Origin of the sequence: Ramlibacter sp. (assembly GCF_050250995.1) — a bacterium.
GTDB lineage: Bacteria > Pseudomonadota > Gammaproteobacteria > Burkholderiales > Burkholderiaceae_C > Ramlibacter.
Window position 1 is genome coordinate 26,233 of sequence record NZ_JBFWNP010000009.1, and the last position, 17,679, is coordinate 43,911.

Consider the following 17,679-nt stretch of genomic DNA (forward strand, 5'->3'; position numbering starts at 1 on the left):
AGCGGCTGGCGTTGCAGCCTTTTCGTTCAAGCGGCGTGGGGACCGAGGTCCTAAGCTGGGGCAACGATGAAGGAGACACGTTCCATGCGGCGACTGCTTGCGATGCTGCTTTTCGCGATGGCCGCATCGGCGCGGGCCGGCATGGGGATGATGGAACTGCCGGCCAACGATGTGTCGGGGGTCGTCACCGTGTTCTATCCGACGGGGTCGTTACCTGCGGCCGTGCGTCGGAGCGAGTTTTCGCTCGACGTCGCTTTGAACGCGCCGCCCACCGCCGCGCGCTCGCGCCTCGTCGTCATCTCGCATGGTTCACCGGGGTCGCCCTGGGTTCACTTCGAGCTGGCGCATTCGCTTGTCGATGCGGGATTCACGGTCGCATTCCCCGAACACCATGCGGACAACGCCAGCGACCCGAGCGAACCAGGCCCGCCCGCATGGCGGCGCCGTCCCGTCGAAGTCTCGCGGGCCATCGACCGGTTGTCTCGCGAGGCCGCCTTCACATCGAGGATCGATTTCGCTCGCGTCGGCATGTTCGGGATGTCCGCGGGCGGACACACGGCATTGACGCTTGCCGGCGGCCGCTGGTCGCCGTCGCGACTACGCGACCACTGCCGCGCGAACCTCGAAGCGGATTTCCATGCGTGCGCGGGCCCGTCGGTCGCGTTGACCGGCGGCGTGTTGGACGCCGCCAAGAAGGCCGTCGTTCGCGCAATCAACGATCGCAAGTTCGACGATCCGGCGTCGTACGGACATGTCGATGCGCGCATTGTCGCCATCGCGGCGGGCGTGCCCTTCGCGGCGGATTTCGATCCGGCGTCCCTGCGCGAGCCCCGAGTCGCGCTCGCCATCATTCCGGCATCGCAAGATCGCTGGCTGGTCCCGAGATTCCACAGCGACGCGATCATGGCGGCATGCCGGTCCTGCGAGCGGATTGCGGAGGCGGAATCGGGCGGCCACGGCGCGCTGCTCGCGCCGCTGCCGCCGGGAGGCGAGCGATTGAAGCTGATCGCCGATCCGCCGGGCTTCGATCGCGCCGTTCAGGTGCCGCGGATCAATGCGGGGATCGTGCGGTTCTTTCTGAAGGCGCTCGCGGCAATGTGAGGCAGGAAAGCGAGACATGTGGGACGACTGGCGCCGACTTCCCCAGGCGACCCTTGGGGGCCGACCATCCCGTTCCTCACCCGCCCCAGACCTCCTGCGCCGTCTCGATCACCAGCCGCAGCTTCTTGCGCTGATCCTCCACCGCGATGTTGTTCCCATGCACCGTGGATGAGAACCCGCACTGCGGCGACAGCGCCAGCTGCTCCAGCGGCGCGTGCTTCGCGGCTTCGTCGATGCGGCGCTTCAGGTCGTCCTTGCTCTCCAGCTGGCCGAACTTCGTCGTGACCAGGCCCAGCACCGCCGTCTTGCCCTTGGGCAGATAGCGCAGCGGCCGGAAGTCGCCGGAGCGGTCGTCGTCGTACTCCAGGAAGTACGCGTCGAGGTCCATCTCCTTGAGCAGCGCTTCGGCGACGGGCTCGTAATTGCCCTGCGCGGCGAACGTGCTCTTGAAGTTGCCGCGGCACAGGTGCATGGCGAGCAGCATGCCCTGCGGCTTGCGCGCGACGACCTTGTTGATGAAGTTCGCGTAGCGGTGCGGCAGCTCGTTGGGGTCGTCGCCGCGCTGGCGCGCCGCTTCGCGCATCTTCTCGTCGCACAGGTAGGCGAGGTTGGTGTCGTCCATCTGCACGTAGCGGCAGCCCGCGTCGTAGAGCGATTGCAGCTCGTCGCCATACGCCTTCGCGACGTCGTCGTAGAACACCGGGTCGAGCTCGGGGTACGCCTGCTTGCTGATGCCCGCGCGGCCGCCGCGGAAGTGCAGCATGGTGGGCGAGGGGATCGTCACCTTGGGCGTGAAGCCGGCGGCCACCTGCGACTTCAGGTACTCGAAGTCGGCCTTCTGGATGTCCTTGGCATGGCGCACCTTGTCGATGACGCGGATCACGGGCGGCGCGAGTTCCTCGGTTCCGTCGGGCTTCCTGATCGTGACCGGAATGTCCGTCTTCACGCCGCCCAGTTGCTCCAGGAAGTCGATGTGGAAGTACGTCCGGCGGAACTCGCCGTCGGTGATGCTTTTCAGGCCGGCGTCCTGCTGGAACTTCACGATCTCCGCGATGGCCTTGTCTTCCACTTCGCGCAGCTGCTCGGGCGTGAGCTCGCCGGCGGCCTTCTTCGCGCGGGCTTCAAGGAGGTATTGCGGCCGCAGGAAGCTGCCGACGTGGTCGTAACGGGCGGGGAGTTGCATCATGATTCGGGTTCCTCAAAGATCCAGGACGAGCACGGGCGTTTTCGCGCGCGAGCAGCACGGCGTGAACTGGTCGTGCTTCGCTTTCTCCTCGTCGGTGAAATACAGGTCGCGGTGATCGCACTCGCCTTCGAGCACGCGGGTGATGCAGGTGCCGCACACGCCCTGCTCGCACGAGGTCATGATCTCGATGCCGTTCGCCGACAGCACTTGCGTGATCGTCTGGTCCGCCTCGATGAGGTAGGTCTGTCCCGTGCTCGCGATCTTCACCTCGAAGGCGCGGTCGCCGGTCGTGTCCTGCGGCGTCGCGTTGAAATATTCCAGATGGATCTGCGACTCGGGCCAGCCCATGCCCTTGGTGGTCTGCACGACGTAGTCGATGTAGCCGCCGGGGCCGCAGATGTAGACGTGCGTGTCCGGGTCGTGCGCGCCGAGCGCGCGGGGCAGGTCGAGCATTTGCGACTTGTCGCCGTCGTCGAAGTGGAAATGCACGCGCGACGCGAAGGGCGAAGCCGCGATCTCGTCGAGGAAGGCGGTGCGTTCGCGCGAGCGCGTGGAGTAGTGCAGCTCGAAGTCCGCGCCGATGGCCTGCAGACGCTGCGCCATGCACAGCAGCGGCGTGACGCCGATGCCGCCCGCGAAGAGCAGCGTGCGCTTCGCATGCACCAGCGGGAAGTGATTGCGCGGCTCGCTGATGGTGAGCGTGTCGCCTTCCTTCAGCGCGTCGTGCATCGCGGCCGAGCCGCCGCGCGTGCCGGGGTCGCGCAGCACGGCGATGCGGTAGCGGTGCTGCTCGATCGAATCGTTGCACAGCGAGTACTGGCGCGTGAGCCCGCCGGGCACCGACACGTCGATGTGCGAGCCGGCGCTGAACGCGGGCAGGGCGGCGCCGTCGAGGCGTTCGAGCTCGAAGCTCGCGATGTCCGCGGCTTCATTCTTTTTCTTCGCGACCTTCACGGTGATCATGCGGCGAGTGTTTCCTGTCGGGGTTGTTCTGCGGCGACGAGCCGGTCGATGACGCGGCGCGACTGCACGCCGCCCGCGTCGATGTTGAGCATGAGGAGGCGGCGCGACGGCCAGGCCGACAGGTTGCGCTGCTGCGCCTCCAGCACGGCCGTGTCTTCGGCGAACACCTTCGCCTGGCCGTCGCGGATCTGCGCGGTGAGCGACTTGTCGCCCGGCATGAAGTTGCGCGCCATGCCCCAGAAATACCACATGCTCGTTTCGGTCTCGGGCGTGAGGAAGTCCGTCACCACGCTGTACACCTTGTCCTTCGGGTCCGCATGGTAGCCGCCGCGGCCGGCGAGCGCGACGCCGACTTCGATCAGCACGTGGCTCGGCGGATGGAAGTGGCACACCTGCCAGCGGTCCACCGGCTGGTCGTCGGGCAGGCCCGCGCCGCGCAGGTTGGCGCGCCAGAAGGGCGGGGCCATCACTTGGTCCATGAAGCGGCTGGTGACGACGTGGTCGCCGTCGACCTTCGTCGTCACCGGCGTCTCGTCGATTTCCTTCTGGCCGATGCTCGTGGTGTGCACGTAGGTTTCGTGCGTGAGATCCATCAGGTTGTCGACCATGAGGCGGTAGTCGCACTGGATGTGATAGAGCCCGCCGCCGTAGGCCCACTTCGGGTTGTCGGCCCATTCGAGCACATGGATGTTCGCGGGGTCGGCGCGCGACGCGTCGCCGGTCCACACCCAGATGAAACCGTACTTCTCGACAACGGGGAAACTGCGGATCTTCGGGAATCCCGCGACGCGCTGGCCCGGCATGGACACCGTCTTGCCATCGCAGCCCATCGCGAGACCGTGGTAGCCGCACACGAGCTGGCCTTCGACCACGGTGCCGAGCGACAGCGCCGCGCCGCGATGCGGGCAGAAATCCTCGAGCGCCGCGACCTGTCCGGGTGCGGGGCGGTAGAAGACGATCTTCTCGTTGCAGATGGTGCGCGCGAGCGGCTTTTCGTCGATTTCGTCGGGCGTGGCGGCGACGTACCAGGCGTTCTTGGGGAACATGGCGGAGTCCTGCGATACAGGCGCCAAGGATACCGCCGTTCCTTTGCGGGATATTTGAGGTAATAAGTAGACATAACTGCCGTCTGTCGGTGTTTACCAGAGAAAACTCATTTGCCCTTTGACATATCTCATGACGCTCGCCAGAATTCGACGTATTCCATGGGCAATTCAATGATCCATGGAAATCAACCCACGACAGGAGCCCTCGATGAGTCAAACCGCCACGACCGGCCTGCGCCGCCGCGAAGCCCTTCTTGCCGCGTCCGCGGCTCTCGCTCTGCCCGCCTGGGCGCAGCAGGCGCTGCCCCACGGCCTCAGGTCCGGCAAGCCCTACAACGGGCAGAAGCTGCGCATCCTCGCGGCCGTCGCGCCGCAGTTCGACGGGCTCATGCTTCGCAGCCAGGAGTTCACGACCATGACGGGGATCGAGGCGCAATGGGATTTCGTCCCCTTCACGGCATTGCAGGACAAGATCGCGGCGGTCGGCGTGGCCGCGGACGGCATGTACGACATCGTCAACTACTCCGACACCTGGCTCGCGCCCAACGAGTACTGGCTGTTGCGCCTCGATCCGCTGATCAAGCGCGACGGCATGGACCTCGGCCGTTATCCCAAGGCATTCGTCGAAGCCGGCTCGTTCGGCGGCAACGTGCTCGGCTTGCCGCTGCGCAGCCACGTGCAGATGTTCTTCTACCGCGCCGACGTCTTCAAGGAGCTCGGCCTCGCGCCGCCGAAGACCTGGGACGACGTGATCGCGGCGGGCAAGGCGATTCGCGCGAAGAGGAAGGACATCGAGCCGCTCGCGCTCAACTACCGCAACGACGGCACGCGCGTGAACCTGCAGCACTGGCTGCAGATGGTGTGGTCCAACGGGGGCCAGCTGTTCGATGCGAAGAACCGGCCCGCATGGACGTCCGAGGCGGCGCTGCAGGCGACCGAGTTCTACATCGGCCTGCACACGAAGGAGAAGATAGCGAACCCCGCGTCCACCACATTCGGCCAGGAGGAAGCGCGCCTGTCGTTCCAGCAGGGCAAGTCGGCCATGCTGCCGATGTGGTGGTGGCAGTACTCGCCGAGCGTGAGCCCCAAGGACAGCGTGCTCAAGCCCGAGCAGGTCGGCTTCACGAGCGTGCCCACTTACAAGGGCAAGGCCGTGGCGCTCGCGACCTCGATGCCGTTCTCGATCTCGAAGCATTCGAAGAAGCAGGACGCGGCGTGGGAATACCTCAAGTGGCTGAGCAATCCCGACCTCGACCGGCGCAACGCGATCGAACGCCAGGTGGCCGGCAAGACGATCCAGAACAACGTGGTCAACCACTGGACGAGCCTGAAGGATTCGGAGGTGAACAAGGCCAATGCGGGCGTGCCGCTCGCGGGCGTGAGCGGGCTGGAGTCCGCGGCGGTGCAGCCCAAGCTGCGCGAATGGCCCGAGGTGGGCGACATGCTTGCGGCCGCCATCGAGCGCGGCGCGGCCGGCGGCGACGTGCGCAAGCTGATGACGTCCGCGGCGGAGTCGGCGTCCAAGGTGCTCAAGCGCGCCGGCTATTTCTGAGCGGCCGCAAAGCGAAAGCGAACATGGATCACAGCAGCCCCCCGCGCCTGCCGCTTCACCAGCGGATCGTGCGCTACGCCGAGCTCGTGCCGCAGCGCAACTCGTTCATCGACAAGCGCACGCCGGGCAGCGCCGAGGAGGAGACCTTCTCCGTCATCGGCCCCGGCGTCATCGAGAACCAGACCGACAGGCACATCCACATCCGCGAGCCGCACGGCTTCAACATGGGCGGCGCGCGCATGCCGCCCGGCTGCGTGAACTCGCAGCACAGCCACGAGACCGCGGAGGTGTTCCTCTGCCACCGCGGCGCGTTCACGATGATCCTGGGCCCCGACGGCCAGGACGGCGAGTTCGACGTGAACGTGGGCGACGTGGTGTCCTTCCCCACGCGCATCTTTCGCGGCTTCCGCAGCATCGGCGTCGAGCTCGGCCATCTGGTCTCCGTGCTCGGAGAGAACAATCCCGGCCGCGTGACCTGGGCGCCGTACGTCTTCGAGGCCGCGCGAGGCCACGGCCTGCTGCTGCTCGAGGATGGGACGCTCGTCGACACGGTTGCGGGCGAATCGGTGCCCGAAGGCGCGAAGCTCGTCACGCCGACGACCGAGGACGACGTGAAGGCGTACCGTCGCGTCACCGCCGCCGACATGGGCAGCTGGGTTGTGCGCATCGCCGACCTCGCCGCTGCGCCCGGCTCGCCGCTCGCCGGCCCGGGCGTGGAGGAGTGTCCCGTGATCGGCGTCGCGAACCCGGCGGAGAACATGCCCGCCGCGCCGATCCCGCATCCGCACAATTTCCAGATGCGTCGCGTGCGCATGCAGCCGGGCGCGGGCATCCGCCGGCATACCCGCAAGGAGGTTGAAGTGCTCTTCGTCCACGGCGGCAGCGTCGACATCGAAGCGGGCGGCGAGACCTTCACGCTGAACAAGGGCGACTATTTCTCGCTGCCCGTCGGCGAGTACCGCAGCTGGGCCAACCGCAGCGGCGCGCCCAACGACGTCCAGGTCGTGCGCGGCGGCAACCATCCCGCGGCGCCGGTGTTCTGAAGGCGAAGGCTTGTGACGCGCGACGTCCTCCTCCTGCCGGGCATGATGCTCGATGCGCGCCTGTGGAACGGCACGGTCGGCGGGCTCGGCGATGCGTTCGCCTGCTCGGTCGCGGACCTCGCGTCGGCGGATTCGATCCCGGATCTGGCCGATGCGGCCCTCGCGCGAGCGCCGCATCGCTTCCATTTCGTCGGCTTCTCGCTCGGCGCGATCGTGGCGATGGCGATGTGGCGACGAGCGCCTTCGCGCATCGCGAGCATTTCGCTGCTCGGCTTCAGCCCGCATGCGGACGATCCGCTGCGGCGCACGGCGCGGGAAGACCAGATGGCGTGCGCCCTGCAAGGCGAATTGGCCGTGCTCGCACGCGAGGTGTGGGCGCCGAACTATTTCTGGCATGCGGCGCCGGCGGCGAAGCTGGAAGCCTGGACGGACGAGGTGGCCGACATGGCGTTGTCGCTCGGCGCCGACGTCTTCTGCCGTCAGACACGCGCGCAGATCGCAAGGCCGGACAGCGTGCCCTCGCTCGCGAGCATCGAGGTTCCCGCCATGATCGTGCGCGGCGAAGACGACCGCCTGGTGCCGGCATCCGATCTGGCGCTCCTGGCGAGGCACATCCCGCACGCGCAGTCCGCCACACTGCAGGGCTGCGGGCACATGATCCCGATGGAACAACCCGAAGCGCTCTGCAGCCTGCTGCGATCCTTCTTCAAGGACATTCGACATGACCACTGAACGCAAGAAACTCTCCGTCGTCGAAGGCGACGCCGCGGATGCGGCTGCCAACGCGGAGCGCGGCGACGAGACCTGGCGCGCCGAAGGCATTCCGCTGCAGCCGATCCGGCAGGCGCGCCTGTCCGAGCTCGTCGCGCAGCAGATCCGCGGCCTGATCCTCGAAGGCACGCTGCGCCCGGGCACGCGCCTGCCGACCGAGCGCGAGCTCGCCGAGCGCTTCAACACATCGCGTCCCACGGTGCGCGAGGCCATCAACGAACTCGAAGCCGAAGGCCTGCTGCAGATCCAGCGCACCGGCATGCACGTGGCCGACCCGGCGGCGAGCACCGTGACCGAGCCGCTGTCGCGCCTGCTCATGTCCGACCCCAAGGGCGTCGAAGACTACATGGAGTTCCGCCAGATCGTCGAAGGCTCCGCCTCTTACCTCGCCGCGACGCGCGCGACGGAAGTCGACCGCCGCGTGCTCACGCAGGCCTACGAGGAAATGATGGACCTGCACGAGAAGGTGAATCCCGAACGCGAAGCGGAAGCGGATGCGAAGTTCCACCTCGCGATCTACGAGGCCTCGCACAACCTCACCATCCTGCACGTGATGCGTTCGCTCTCGACGATCCTGCGCAGCTACGTGATGCAGACGCGCATCCGCCTGTACAACCGCGAGCATTACCGCGGCACGACGATCGACGAGCACAAGGTGCTGTTCGACGCCATCATCGGCGGCAAGGCCGAGGAGGCGAAGCAGATCGCGCAGAAGCACATCTTCCACGTGCGCGAGGCCATCGCCGAATTCCGCCGCGCGGACGAGCGCCTCGAGGTGTCGCTGCGGCGCCTGGGCGATCCGTCGCGGCCCATGCAGGAACTTCTCTGAAGGCCCGGTCATGACAGCCCACGTCAACACCCAGGAGGACGCGATGACCTGGTCGTCCCGTGATGAAGGCGCGAAGCCCGCGCCGCGACGCAAGCCCGGCCAGGTGCACGACCGCTGGCTGCGCTACTTCCTCGTGCTTCCCGCCGTGATCGCGGTCGCGGGCACGGCGCTCGGCCCGCTCGCCTACTCCGCCGTCCTCGCGTTTCGCGAGTGGCGCCTCACGCGCAGCCCGCGCCCCGGCGACTTCGTCGGCTTCGACAACTTCGTCCGCGCCTTCGAGTCGCCCGACTTCCTGCGCGCGCTCTTCAACACCTTCCTCTTCGTCGGCCTCACGGTCATGCTGACCACGGTCTTCGCGCTGTGTCTCGCCCTGCTGCTGCAGCGCGGCGGGCCGCTGCGGCGCACGGTGCAGGCGCTGCTGATCCTGCCGTTCGCCATGAGTCCCGCGCTCGTCGGCATCTCGTGGCGCTTCATGCTCAACCCCGAGTTCGGCATGCTCGCCGCGGTGTTCGAGTCGATCTTCCCGCCGCTGGCCGGTGTGAACTGGCTCGCGACTCCGGCACTCGCGTTCGCCGCGATGGTGATGGCGGACGTCTGGGCGTGGACGCCATTCATGACGCTCATCCTGATCGGCGGACTCGCCTCGCTGCCCACCGAAACGGTGGAGGCCGGCCAGGTCGACGGGGCGCCGCAATGGCGCGTGGTCTTCGACATCGTGATCCCGCAGCTCATGCCGGTGATCGTCGTCGTGCTCATCCTGAAGACGATCTTCGCGGTGAAGGCCTTCGACCTGATCTTCATGCTGACGCAGGGCGGCCCCGGCCGCTCGACGGAGACGCTGACCTACTTCTCGTACGTCACCGGCTTCAGCTACTACGACATGGGCTACGCCTCCGCCGCCTCGTGGGTGATGGTGGTGCCGATGCTGCTGCTCACCGTGCTCTATGCCCGCTTCGTGCTGAGGACGAAATGAAAGCCGCCCGCAACCTGACCTCCGCGCTGGCCGATGCCCTGGTGGTGCTCGCCGCCGCCATCATCCTGGTGCCCATCGGCTGGATCGCGCTTGCCGCGTTCAAGACGAACGTCGACGTGTTCCAGCTCAAGTTCTTCTTCGAGCCGACGCTCGCGAACTTCGCCCGCATCCTCGAGTCGCCGTACGAGGTGCATCGCAAGCTGTTCAACAGCGCGGCGGTCGCGCTGACGGTGGTGCTGGTGTCCATCCCGCTCGCGACCTTCGCCGCGTATTCGCTCTCGCGCTTCAAGCTGGTCGGGGCGCGGCTGATGCTCGTGTCGATCCTCGCGACGCAGTTCGTGCCGGCCGTGACCATCGTCATTCCGTTCTTCCTGATGTTCCGGGCGGTTGGCATGCTCGACACGCTGGGCGCGCTGATCCTGATCCACACCGCGATCGTCATGCCCTATGCGGTGTGGATGATCAAGGGCTTCATCGACGGCATTCCGATGGAGACCGAGGAAGCGGCGCTGGTCGATGGCTCCACGCGGATGCAGGTGATCCGCAACGTCGTGCTGCCGATGGCCGCGCCCGGGATCATCACGGCCTCCATCTTCTCCTTCATCCTGTCCTGGAACGAGTTCATGTTCGCGCTCATCATCACGCGGCGCGAAGCGGTGACCCTTCCGGTGGGGCTCGCCCTCTTCAACGACGAGAGCGGCGTGCAATGGCATTTGTTGTCGGCGACCAGTCTTCTGATCATGGTCCCGATGATTGTCCTGGCGCTGTCCGTGCAGCGCCACTTCGTTCGTGGCATGACCATGGGAGCGGTACGCTGATGGCTGAAATCCGACTTGAACAGATCGAGAAGCGCTGGGGCGGCTTCTCCGCCGTGCAGAGGCAGTCGCTGCACGTCGCCGATCACGAATTCCTCGTGCTGCTCGGCCCCTCGGGCTGCGGAAAGACGACGACGATGCGCATGGTGGCGGGCCTCGAGGAGCCCACTTCCGGCGACATCTACATCGGCGGGCGCAACGTCACGTACGAGTTGCCCAAGGACCGCGACGTGGCGATGGTGTTCCAGAATTACGGGCTGTACCCGCACATGACGGTGGGCGAGAACATCGCCTATCCGCTCAAGGTGCGCGGCATCGCAGGCAGCGAGCGCGAGAAGCGCGTCGGTGCGGCCGCGGCCAAGGTGGAGCTCGGCTCGCTCCTGCACCGCCGGCCGCGCGAGCTGTCGGGCGGCCAGCGGCAGCGCGTGGCGCTCGCTCGCGCCCTGGTGCGCACGCCTGCAGCCTTCCTGATGGACGAGCCCCTGTCGAACCTCGACGCGAAGCTGCGCGTCACGATGCGCGCCGAGCTGAAGCACCTGCAGCACGAGCTGGGTATCACCACGATCTACGTCACCCACGACCAGATCGAGGCGATGACGCTCGCGCACCGGGTCGCGGTGATGGACGGCGGCGTGATCCAGCAGATCGCGACGCCGGCCGAGATCTACGACCGGCCCGCGAACCTGTTCGTCGCCGGCTTCATCGGCTCGCCGCCGATGAACCTGATTCCCGTGCGCTGCACGGACGGCAAGCTGGTGGCCGAGGGCGTTCGCGTGCCGGCGGCGATCCAGTCCGCGACGGACGACCTCGTGCTCGGCGTGCGTCCCGAGGACGTGCGGCTCGCGGATGCGGCATCGAGCAACGTGCAGGGCCGGGTGTTCACCTGCGAGCTGACCGGCGACTCCGTGCTGGTCACCGTGCAGGTGGGCGCCTCGCGCGTGATCGCGAAGGCCGACCGAAGCTTCCGCATCGCCGACGGCGAGCCGGTCGGCCTGCACTTCGATGCGTCGCGCCTGCATCTGTTCGATGCGAAGACGAAGCGGAGGCTCGATTGAGCCTCGGCAATGCGGCAGGCGGCGGCTACGCGGCGGCGTTGCCGCGAATCCATCTTTTCGCCCTGGGCGGCACCATCGCGATGGGCCGTCGCGCCGAGGGCGGCGGCGTGGTGCCGAGCCTCGACGCGGCGGGCCTGATCGAGTCGGTGCCGGAACTCGCGTCCGTCGCGCGGCTGGAGGTCACGAGCTTTCGTCAACTGCCCGGCGCGCACCTGCGCTTCGAGGACCTGGAAGCGCTCGCTACCGCCATCGAGGCGAAGGCAGCGGAGGGCGTGCGCGGCGTGATCGTCACGCAGGGCACGGACACCATCGAAGAGACCGCGTTCGCGCTCGACCGGCTGGTGGATGCCGACGTCGCGGTCGTCGTGACGGGCGCGATGCGCAACCCGTCGACGGCCGGCGCCGACGGACCGGCCAACCTGCTCGCCGCCGCGCGCGTCGCGTCGGTCGCGACGATGCAGGACAACGGCTGCCTCGTCGTGATGAACGACGAGATCCATGCCGCGCGCTTCGTCCGCAAGATGCACACCTCACGCTGCGATGCGTTCGCGTCGCCGGATGCCGGGCCGGTGGGGCATGTGGTCGAGGGGCGGGTGCGCCTGTCGATGCGTGCGGGACGGCTTGCCGCGATCGCTCGCGCCTCCGCGCCGCGAGTTGCGACACACATCGCCAGCGTGATGCTCGCGCTGGATGACGATGGCGGGCTGATCCGGCTCGCCGTGGCGGGCGGCTACACCGGCGTCGTCGTCGCCGCGGTCGGCGGCGGCCATGCCGCGCCGGCCGCGGCCGCCGCGATCCAGGATGCGGCGAAAGACGTCGACGTCGTGCTCGCGAGCCGGGCCGGCGCGGGCGAGGTCCTGCGTGCGACCTACGGCTTCGAAGGCTCGGAGATCGACTTGCAGAAGCGCGGCGCGATCTGTGCCGGCATGCTCGATGCGGTGAAGGCGCGCGTGCTGCTTGCGTTGCTGCAGCGGCACGGTGGCGCTGCCGACATTCGCGAGGCGTTCGCCGCGTACTGAGCGAGCGGCTGCGCTCGCTCGCTCACCCCAGCGTCATCAGCGACGCGTTGCCCCCCGCCGCCGCGGTGTTGACGCTCAGCGCGCGTTCGATCACCAGCCGCTCCAGGGGAATGTGCGGATCGCCGGGGTCCAGTCGTTCGACGCCGACGATGGAACCCGCGCGGATGGCGAGCGCCTGCTGGACCTGCGCGAGTTCCTCCACGGACCCATGCAGCAGCACGGCATCGAATCGGACCGACGCGGCGGTCCAGTCGCGCGCAACGGAGATCTCGGCCTGCACGTCCTGCGGCAGGCGCTCGCGAAGCGACTGCGCGCTCGCCGGCCAGAGCGCATGGCTGCGAAGGGCGAGGACGGCGGCGAGCTGGGTCAGCCGATCGACATCGGCATCGGCGAGGCAGAGCACCTGTGGACGGGGCACGACGCTGTAGACGTTGCGCTCGCCGGTCGGGCCGGGCAGGACAAGGGCCGCCCCGGTGCGCGCCTGGGCGCGAAAGCGCTCGCAGGCGTCGACGAGCGCGGCGTCCCCTCGTGTCCGCGCCCACCGGGACAGGGCGGCCAGGGCGGGAGCGACGTCGTTGCGCCCGGCATCGCCGAAGATCCTCGCGAGCACGTCGCTCGCGCGGCCCGCGCGCAAGCGGTGCAGGTAGAGCGGCCCGCCTGCCTTCGGCCCGGTCCCCGACAGGCCCTCGCCGCCGAACGGCTGCACGCCGACCACCGCGCCCACCATGTTCCGGTTGACGTACACGTTGCCGGCATGCGCGGCCGCCAGGACGCGCGAGATCGTCTCGTCGATGCGGGTATGCAGTCCGAGGGTGAGTCCGTAGCCCGTGCCGTTGACCTGCGCGAGCAGGACGTCGATATCCTCGCGGCGATAGCGCACGAAGTGCAGGACCGGGCCGAACACCTCGCGTTCGAGTTCGGACACGCTCTCCAGCTCGATGAGCGTCGGCAACACGAACGTCCCGGCATGCAGCGGCGCGTTGCCATGTCCCGCGACCCGGTGAACGCGCCGCCCCTTCGCGCGCATCGCGGCGACGTGACGTTCGATGCGATCTTTCGCGGCGGCGTCGATGACGGGGCCGACATCCGTCGAAAGCCGGTCGGGGTTGCCCACGCGCAGTTCGGCCATCGCGCCGAGCAGCATGTCGAGGATCCTGTCGGCCGCGTCCTCCTGGACGCAGAGGACGCGAAGCGCCGAGCAGCGCTGGCCCGCGCTGTCGAAAGCGGACGCGAGCACGTCGGCGACCACTTGCTCGGGCAGGGCGGACGAGTCCACGATCATCGCGTTCTGCCCGCCGGTCTCCGCGATCAGTGGAATCGCGCGGCCCGCATCGTCGACACGGCCGGCGATCGTGCGCTGGAGAACGCGGGCGACTTCGGTCGAGCCGGTGAAGAGCACGCCCTGGATGCGCGCGTCGGCGACGATCCTGGCGCCCACGACGGAGCCGCGTCCCGGCAGCAACTGAAGGGCCGCCCTCGGAACGCCGGCCGCCCACAAGGTGCGAACGGCTTCCGCGGCGATGAGCGGCGTGGTCTCCGCCGGTTTCGCCAGCACGGCGTTACCCGCGGCGAGCGCGGCCGACACCTGGCCCACGAAGATCGCCAGCGGGAAATTCCACGGGCTGATGCAGACCACGGGACCGAGCGGACGTTGCGTCTCGACCCCGTCGTCCTGCCGAATCTCGCGCGCGTAGTAACGCAGGAAGTCCACGGCTTCGCGGACTTCGGCGATGGCGTTGGATGCGGTCTTGCCCGCCTCGCGGATCAGCAAGGCCATGAGCTCGGGCATCGCCGCCTCGAACCCGTCGGCCGCGGCTTCGAGTGCGCGCGCGCGCTCGGCGGGCGCCGTCGCGGCCCAGGCGCGCGCGCCGGTCGTCGCGCATTCCAGGGCAAGTTCGATCTCCCCCGGCGTCGCTTCGCGCACCCCGCCGACCCGGTCGCCGGAATCGGCCGGATTGTCGACCGGCTCAAGTTCTCCCTCGTGCGTGTCCTCGCCGAGCAGGGGGCCGCCACGATGCGCCTGCCGGGCCGCTTCGCGCATCGACGCCGCGAGCGCGCGAAGCTGGGATTCGTTCGCGAGGTCCATGCCGCGCGAGTTCAGGCGCAGCGGTCCGTACAGCGCGCGCGGAAGCGGGATCTGCGGATGCCCGAGACCGAGTGCGCCTTCCGCACGCGCAAGGGCTTCGATCTCCTCGACCGGATCGCGGACGAGATCCTCCAGCGGCAGCGAAGGGTCGGCGATGCGATTGACGAACGAGGTGTTGGCGCCGTTCTCGAGCAGCCGCCGCACCAAGTAGGCCAGCAGCGTCTCGTGCGTGCCCACCGGCGCGTAGATGCGGCAAGGCCGGCCGAGCTTGCCCTGCGCGGGGTCGCCCACGACCTGCTCGTAAAGCGGCTCGCCCATGCCGTGCAGGCACTGGAATTCGTATTGGCGCGGGTGGTAGGTCGCCGGGTCCGCCAATTCATGGATCGCCGCGAGCGTGTGGGCGTTGTGCGTCGCGAACTGCGGATAGATCGCGTCCGGCGCCGCGAGCATCTTGCGGGCGCACGCGAGGTAGGAAGCGTCCGTGTAGGGCTTGCGCGTGAAGACGGGATAGCCGTCCTGGCCCTCGACCTGTGCGCGCTTGATCTCGGAATCCCAGTACGCACCCTTGACCAGGCGGACCATGAGCCGGCGCTCGCTGCGCCGCGCGAGGTCGACGAGGGCGTCGACGACGGCGGGGCAGCGCTTCTGGTAGGCCTGGATGACGAAGCCCAGGCCCTGCCAGCCCCGCAGTTGCGGCGCGAGCGCGAGGCGCTCCAGCAGGTCGAGCGAAAGCTCGAGGCGGTCCGCTTCTTCCGCATCGATGTTCAGGCCGATGTCGTAGCGCTTTGCGATCTCGCACAGTCCGAGCACCACCGGGTACAACTCGCCCATCACGCGGTCGTACTGCGCCCGGACGTAGCGCGGGTGCAAGGCGGACAGCTTGATCGAGATGCCCGGACCTTCGTAGATGCCGCGGCCCGCGGACGCCTCGCCGATCGCGTGGATCGCGTTCTCGTAGTCGCGCAGGTAGCGCTGCGCATCGCGCATCGTCATGGCCGCTTCGCCGAGCATGTCGTACGAGTACCGGAAGCCCTCGCGTTCGCGCGCCTGCCCGTTGAGCAGCGCTTCGTCGATGTCCTCGCCCGTGACGAACTGCTCGCCCATCATCCGCATGGCCATGTCGACGCCCTTGCGGATGAGGGGCTCGCCGCCGGCGCTCACGAGCCGGCCGAGCGAGGCCGAAAGCCCGGTCTCGCTGTGCGTCGCCACGAGCCGCCCGGTGAGCAGCAGACCCCAGGTCGCCGCGTTGACGAAGAGGCTCGGACTCTTGCCCAGGTGCGTCTGCCACTGGCCTCTGGCGATCTTGTCGCGGATCAGCGCGTCGCGCGTGGCGACGTCGGGGATGCGCAGCAGCGCTTCGGCAAGGCACATGAGCGCGATGCCTTCCTGCGAGGACAGGGCGTACTCCTGCAGGAGGTTCTGCACGATGCCCGCGCGTCCGGCCGATGCCTTGCGAGCCCGCAGGCCCCGTGCCATCCGAAGCGCGAGCGCATGGGTCCTGGCCGTGACGTCCTTCGGCATCCGGGCGCCCTCGATGATCGCCCTGACCGCATCGGCTTCGGGCAGGCGCCACGCGGCGGTGACCGCCCGGCGCAAGCGCGTGGCCGCGTGGTCGGACGCATCGAAGAATCGCTCGAAGGCGCGGGGCGGGGGCGCGGACGGAGACGGGTCGGCAGGGTTCATGGGATCCCCGGTGAGGTTTGCGGACGATGCGACGTTGGGACGCAGCGACGCGGCGCGCTACTTCCTCGCGGCGTAGCGGTCCCGCAGCTCCCGCTTGAGCACCTTGCCGATGTCGCTGCGCGGCAGTTCGTCGAGGTAGATCACGTCGGCCAGGCGCTGCGTCTTGCCGAGCCGCTCGTTCGCCCAGGCGCGCAATTCGTCGGGGCCGGGCGCGTCCGCGGCGGGCACGACGAAGGCCACCGGCGACTCGCCCCATTTCGCGGACGGCACGCCGACCACGGAGACGTCGCGCACGCACGCATGCCCGCGCACGACGGCTTCGAGATCGCTCGGGTAGAGGTTGAAGCCGCCGCTGATGATCATGTCCTTGCGGCGGTCGAGCAGCGTGAAGAAGCCGTCGGCATCGAAGCGGCCGACGTCGCCGGTGCGGATGTAGCGTTGTCCTTCGGCGTCGAACCACTCCGCCTCGCGCGTCTTTGCGGGCTGGTTGTGATACGCGGTCATCATCGCGGGCGAGCGGCCCACCACTTCGCCGATCTCGCCGGACGGCAACTCCTTGCCGTCCTCGTCGATCACGCGGATGTCGTGGCCTTCGCCGGGCTTGCCGACGGTGTGCAGCTTGTCCGGGAAGCGGTGCGCCTCCAGCACGAGCGTGCCGCCGCCTTCGGTCATGCCGTAGGTCTCCACGAGTCCGCCGGGCCAGCGCTTCAGCACCTCGGCCTTCAATGCGGCGGAGAAGGGCGCGCTCGTGCAGAACTTCATGTGGAAGGACGAGAGGTCGTAGGCGTCGAAGTCCGGAAAGGCCATGAGGCGCTGGTACTGCACCGGCACCAGCATCGCGTGCGTGACGCGGTGCTTCTGCGCCGTCGCGAGGTACGACGCCGGATCGAAGCGGCCCTCCATCAGCACGACGCAGCCGCCGCCCGCCAGCGCCGGCAGGAAGCACACGAGCGTGGTGTTGGAGCACATCGGCGTCGCGAGCAGCGCGACCGAGCGGCGGTTCCAGCCATAGCCCCCGGAGCGCGCCACGTGCGCCCAGCGCATGGCGTGCGACTGCACGATGCCCTTGGGCGTGCCGGTGGTGCCGGACGAGTAGATGATGTTGAACGGCCACTCGGGCTGGATCTCGACGGGCCGCGGCTTCGTTCCGGCGGGCACGAGCCAGCCGTCGAGCGCGTTCAGGTCGTAGCGCCGCGCCTTCGTCTCGAACGCGGGAACGCCGCCGTCGACGAAGAAGTGCCGCGCGCCGCTGTCGTTCGCCATGCCCGCGATCTGGGCTGGCAACGAGGTTGTCGGCAGCGGCGCGACCGCGATGCCCGCGCGCAGCGCGCCGAGGAAGACGCAGGCATATTCGATGGAGTTCGCCGCGCAGACGGCGATGCTCTGTCGCGGCTCGATGCCGTCGCGCTGCAGCGATGCGGCGACGCGGTCGGCCATCGCGTCGTAGTCGCGCCAGGACATGCTGCGTTCGCCCTGCCGGAGCGCGGGCGCGTCGCCGAGCGCGGCCGCATGTTCGCGCAGCAGGTCGGGGAGGGTGCGGAAGGGGGGAAGGGCCAT

14 protein-coding genes are annotated in these 17,679 nt (G+C 68.4%); 9 read left to right on the plus strand and 5 right to left on the minus strand.

What is annotated here, in order from left to right; genetic code table 11:
- Positions 1–117: 117 nt before the first annotated feature.
- The gene (locus AB7E83_RS09090) at positions 118–1,101 is read left to right on the plus strand and encodes an alpha/beta hydrolase family protein (RefSeq protein ID WP_428568079.1); all 984 of its coding nucleotides are present in this window, start codon (positions 118–120) and stop codon (positions 1,099–1,101) included.
- Between the two features lie 76 nt (positions 1,102–1,177).
- Here AB7E83_RS09090 and AB7E83_RS09095 read toward each other — a convergent pair whose 3' ends face one another.
- The 3 genes from AB7E83_RS09095 to AB7E83_RS09105 are packed head-to-tail and all read right to left on the minus strand — an operon-like array spanning position 1,178 to position 4,296.
- On the minus strand, positions 1,178–2,287 hold the full coding sequence (locus AB7E83_RS09095) for a 5-methyltetrahydropteroyltriglutamate--homocysteine S-methyltransferase (RefSeq protein WP_428568082.1): 1,110 nt from the start codon (positions 2,285–2,287) through the stop codon (positions 1,178–1,180).
- A gap of 12 nt (positions 2,288–2,299) precedes the next feature.
- On the minus strand, positions 2,300–3,250 hold the full coding sequence (locus tag AB7E83_RS09100) for a PDR/VanB family oxidoreductase (RefSeq protein WP_428568084.1): 951 nt from the start codon (positions 3,248–3,250) through the stop codon (positions 2,300–2,302).
- Positions 3,247–4,296 carry a Rieske 2Fe-2S domain-containing protein gene (locus tag AB7E83_RS09105; RefSeq protein ID WP_428568087.1) on the minus strand — a complete coding sequence of 350 codons (1,050 nt, stop codon included), beginning with the start codon at positions 4,294–4,296 and terminating at the stop codon, positions 3,247–3,249. Before AB7E83_RS09105 ends, AB7E83_RS09100 begins: the two co-directional genes overlap by 4 nt.
- A 208-nt stretch (positions 4,297–4,504) precedes the next feature.
- On the opposite strand from AB7E83_RS09105, the gene AB7E83_RS09110 reads away from it, so the two are divergent.
- The 8 genes from AB7E83_RS09110 to AB7E83_RS09145 are packed head-to-tail and all read left to right on the plus strand — an operon-like array spanning position 4,505 to position 12,353.
- The gene (locus AB7E83_RS09110; RefSeq protein WP_428568090.1) at positions 4,505–5,848 is read left to right on the plus strand and encodes an ABC transporter substrate-binding protein; all 1,344 of its coding nucleotides are present in this window, start codon (positions 4,505–4,507) and stop codon (positions 5,846–5,848) included.
- Between the two features lie 23 nt (positions 5,849–5,871).
- The gene (locus AB7E83_RS09115) at positions 5,872–6,891 is read left to right on the plus strand and encodes a cupin domain-containing protein (protein WP_428568092.1); all 1,020 of its coding nucleotides are present in this window, start codon (positions 5,872–5,874) and stop codon (positions 6,889–6,891) included.
- 12 nt (positions 6,892–6,903) lie between these two features.
- Complete coding sequence (locus AB7E83_RS09120) at positions 6,904–7,623, plus strand: alpha/beta fold hydrolase (RefSeq protein WP_428568095.1); 720 nt, start codon at positions 6,904–6,906, stop codon at positions 7,621–7,623.
- On the plus strand, positions 7,613–8,491 hold the full coding sequence (locus tag AB7E83_RS09125) for a FadR/GntR family transcriptional regulator (protein ID WP_428568097.1): 879 nt from the start codon (positions 7,613–7,615) through the stop codon (positions 8,489–8,491). Before AB7E83_RS09120 ends, AB7E83_RS09125 begins: the two co-directional genes overlap by 11 nt.
- A 10-nt stretch (positions 8,492–8,501) precedes the next feature.
- Positions 8,502–9,464, plus strand: coding sequence for a carbohydrate ABC transporter permease (locus tag AB7E83_RS09130; protein WP_428568100.1), 963 nt, complete (start codon positions 8,502–8,504; stop codon positions 9,462–9,464).
- Positions 9,461–10,282, plus strand: coding sequence for a carbohydrate ABC transporter permease (locus tag AB7E83_RS09135; protein WP_428568102.1), 822 nt, complete (start codon positions 9,461–9,463; stop codon positions 10,280–10,282). The genes AB7E83_RS09130 and AB7E83_RS09135 overlap by 4 nt, the downstream gene beginning before the upstream one ends.
- A complete protein-coding gene (locus tag AB7E83_RS09140; protein WP_428568105.1) occupies positions 10,282–11,334 on the plus strand; it encodes an ABC transporter ATP-binding protein in 1,053 nt (350 codons plus the stop codon). The genes AB7E83_RS09135 and AB7E83_RS09140 overlap by 1 nt, the downstream gene beginning before the upstream one ends.
- Positions 11,331–12,353, plus strand: coding sequence for an asparaginase (locus tag AB7E83_RS09145; RefSeq protein ID WP_428568107.1), 1,023 nt, complete (start codon positions 11,331–11,333; stop codon positions 12,351–12,353). The genes AB7E83_RS09140 and AB7E83_RS09145 overlap by 4 nt, the downstream gene beginning before the upstream one ends.
- Before the next feature lie 22 nt (positions 12,354–12,375).
- Here the strand turns inward: AB7E83_RS09145 and putA are convergent, their stop codons facing one another.
- On the minus strand, positions 12,376–16,122 hold the full coding sequence (gene putA / locus AB7E83_RS09150; RefSeq protein ID WP_428568110.1) for a trifunctional transcriptional regulator/proline dehydrogenase/L-glutamate gamma-semialdehyde dehydrogenase: 3,747 nt from the start codon (positions 16,120–16,122) through the stop codon (positions 12,376–12,378).
- A gap of 57 nt (positions 16,123–16,179) precedes the next feature.
- Positions 16,180–17,679 carry a class I adenylate-forming enzyme family protein gene (locus AB7E83_RS09155; RefSeq protein WP_428568112.1) on the minus strand — a complete coding sequence of 500 codons (1,500 nt, stop codon included), beginning with the start codon at positions 17,677–17,679 and terminating at the stop codon, positions 16,180–16,182.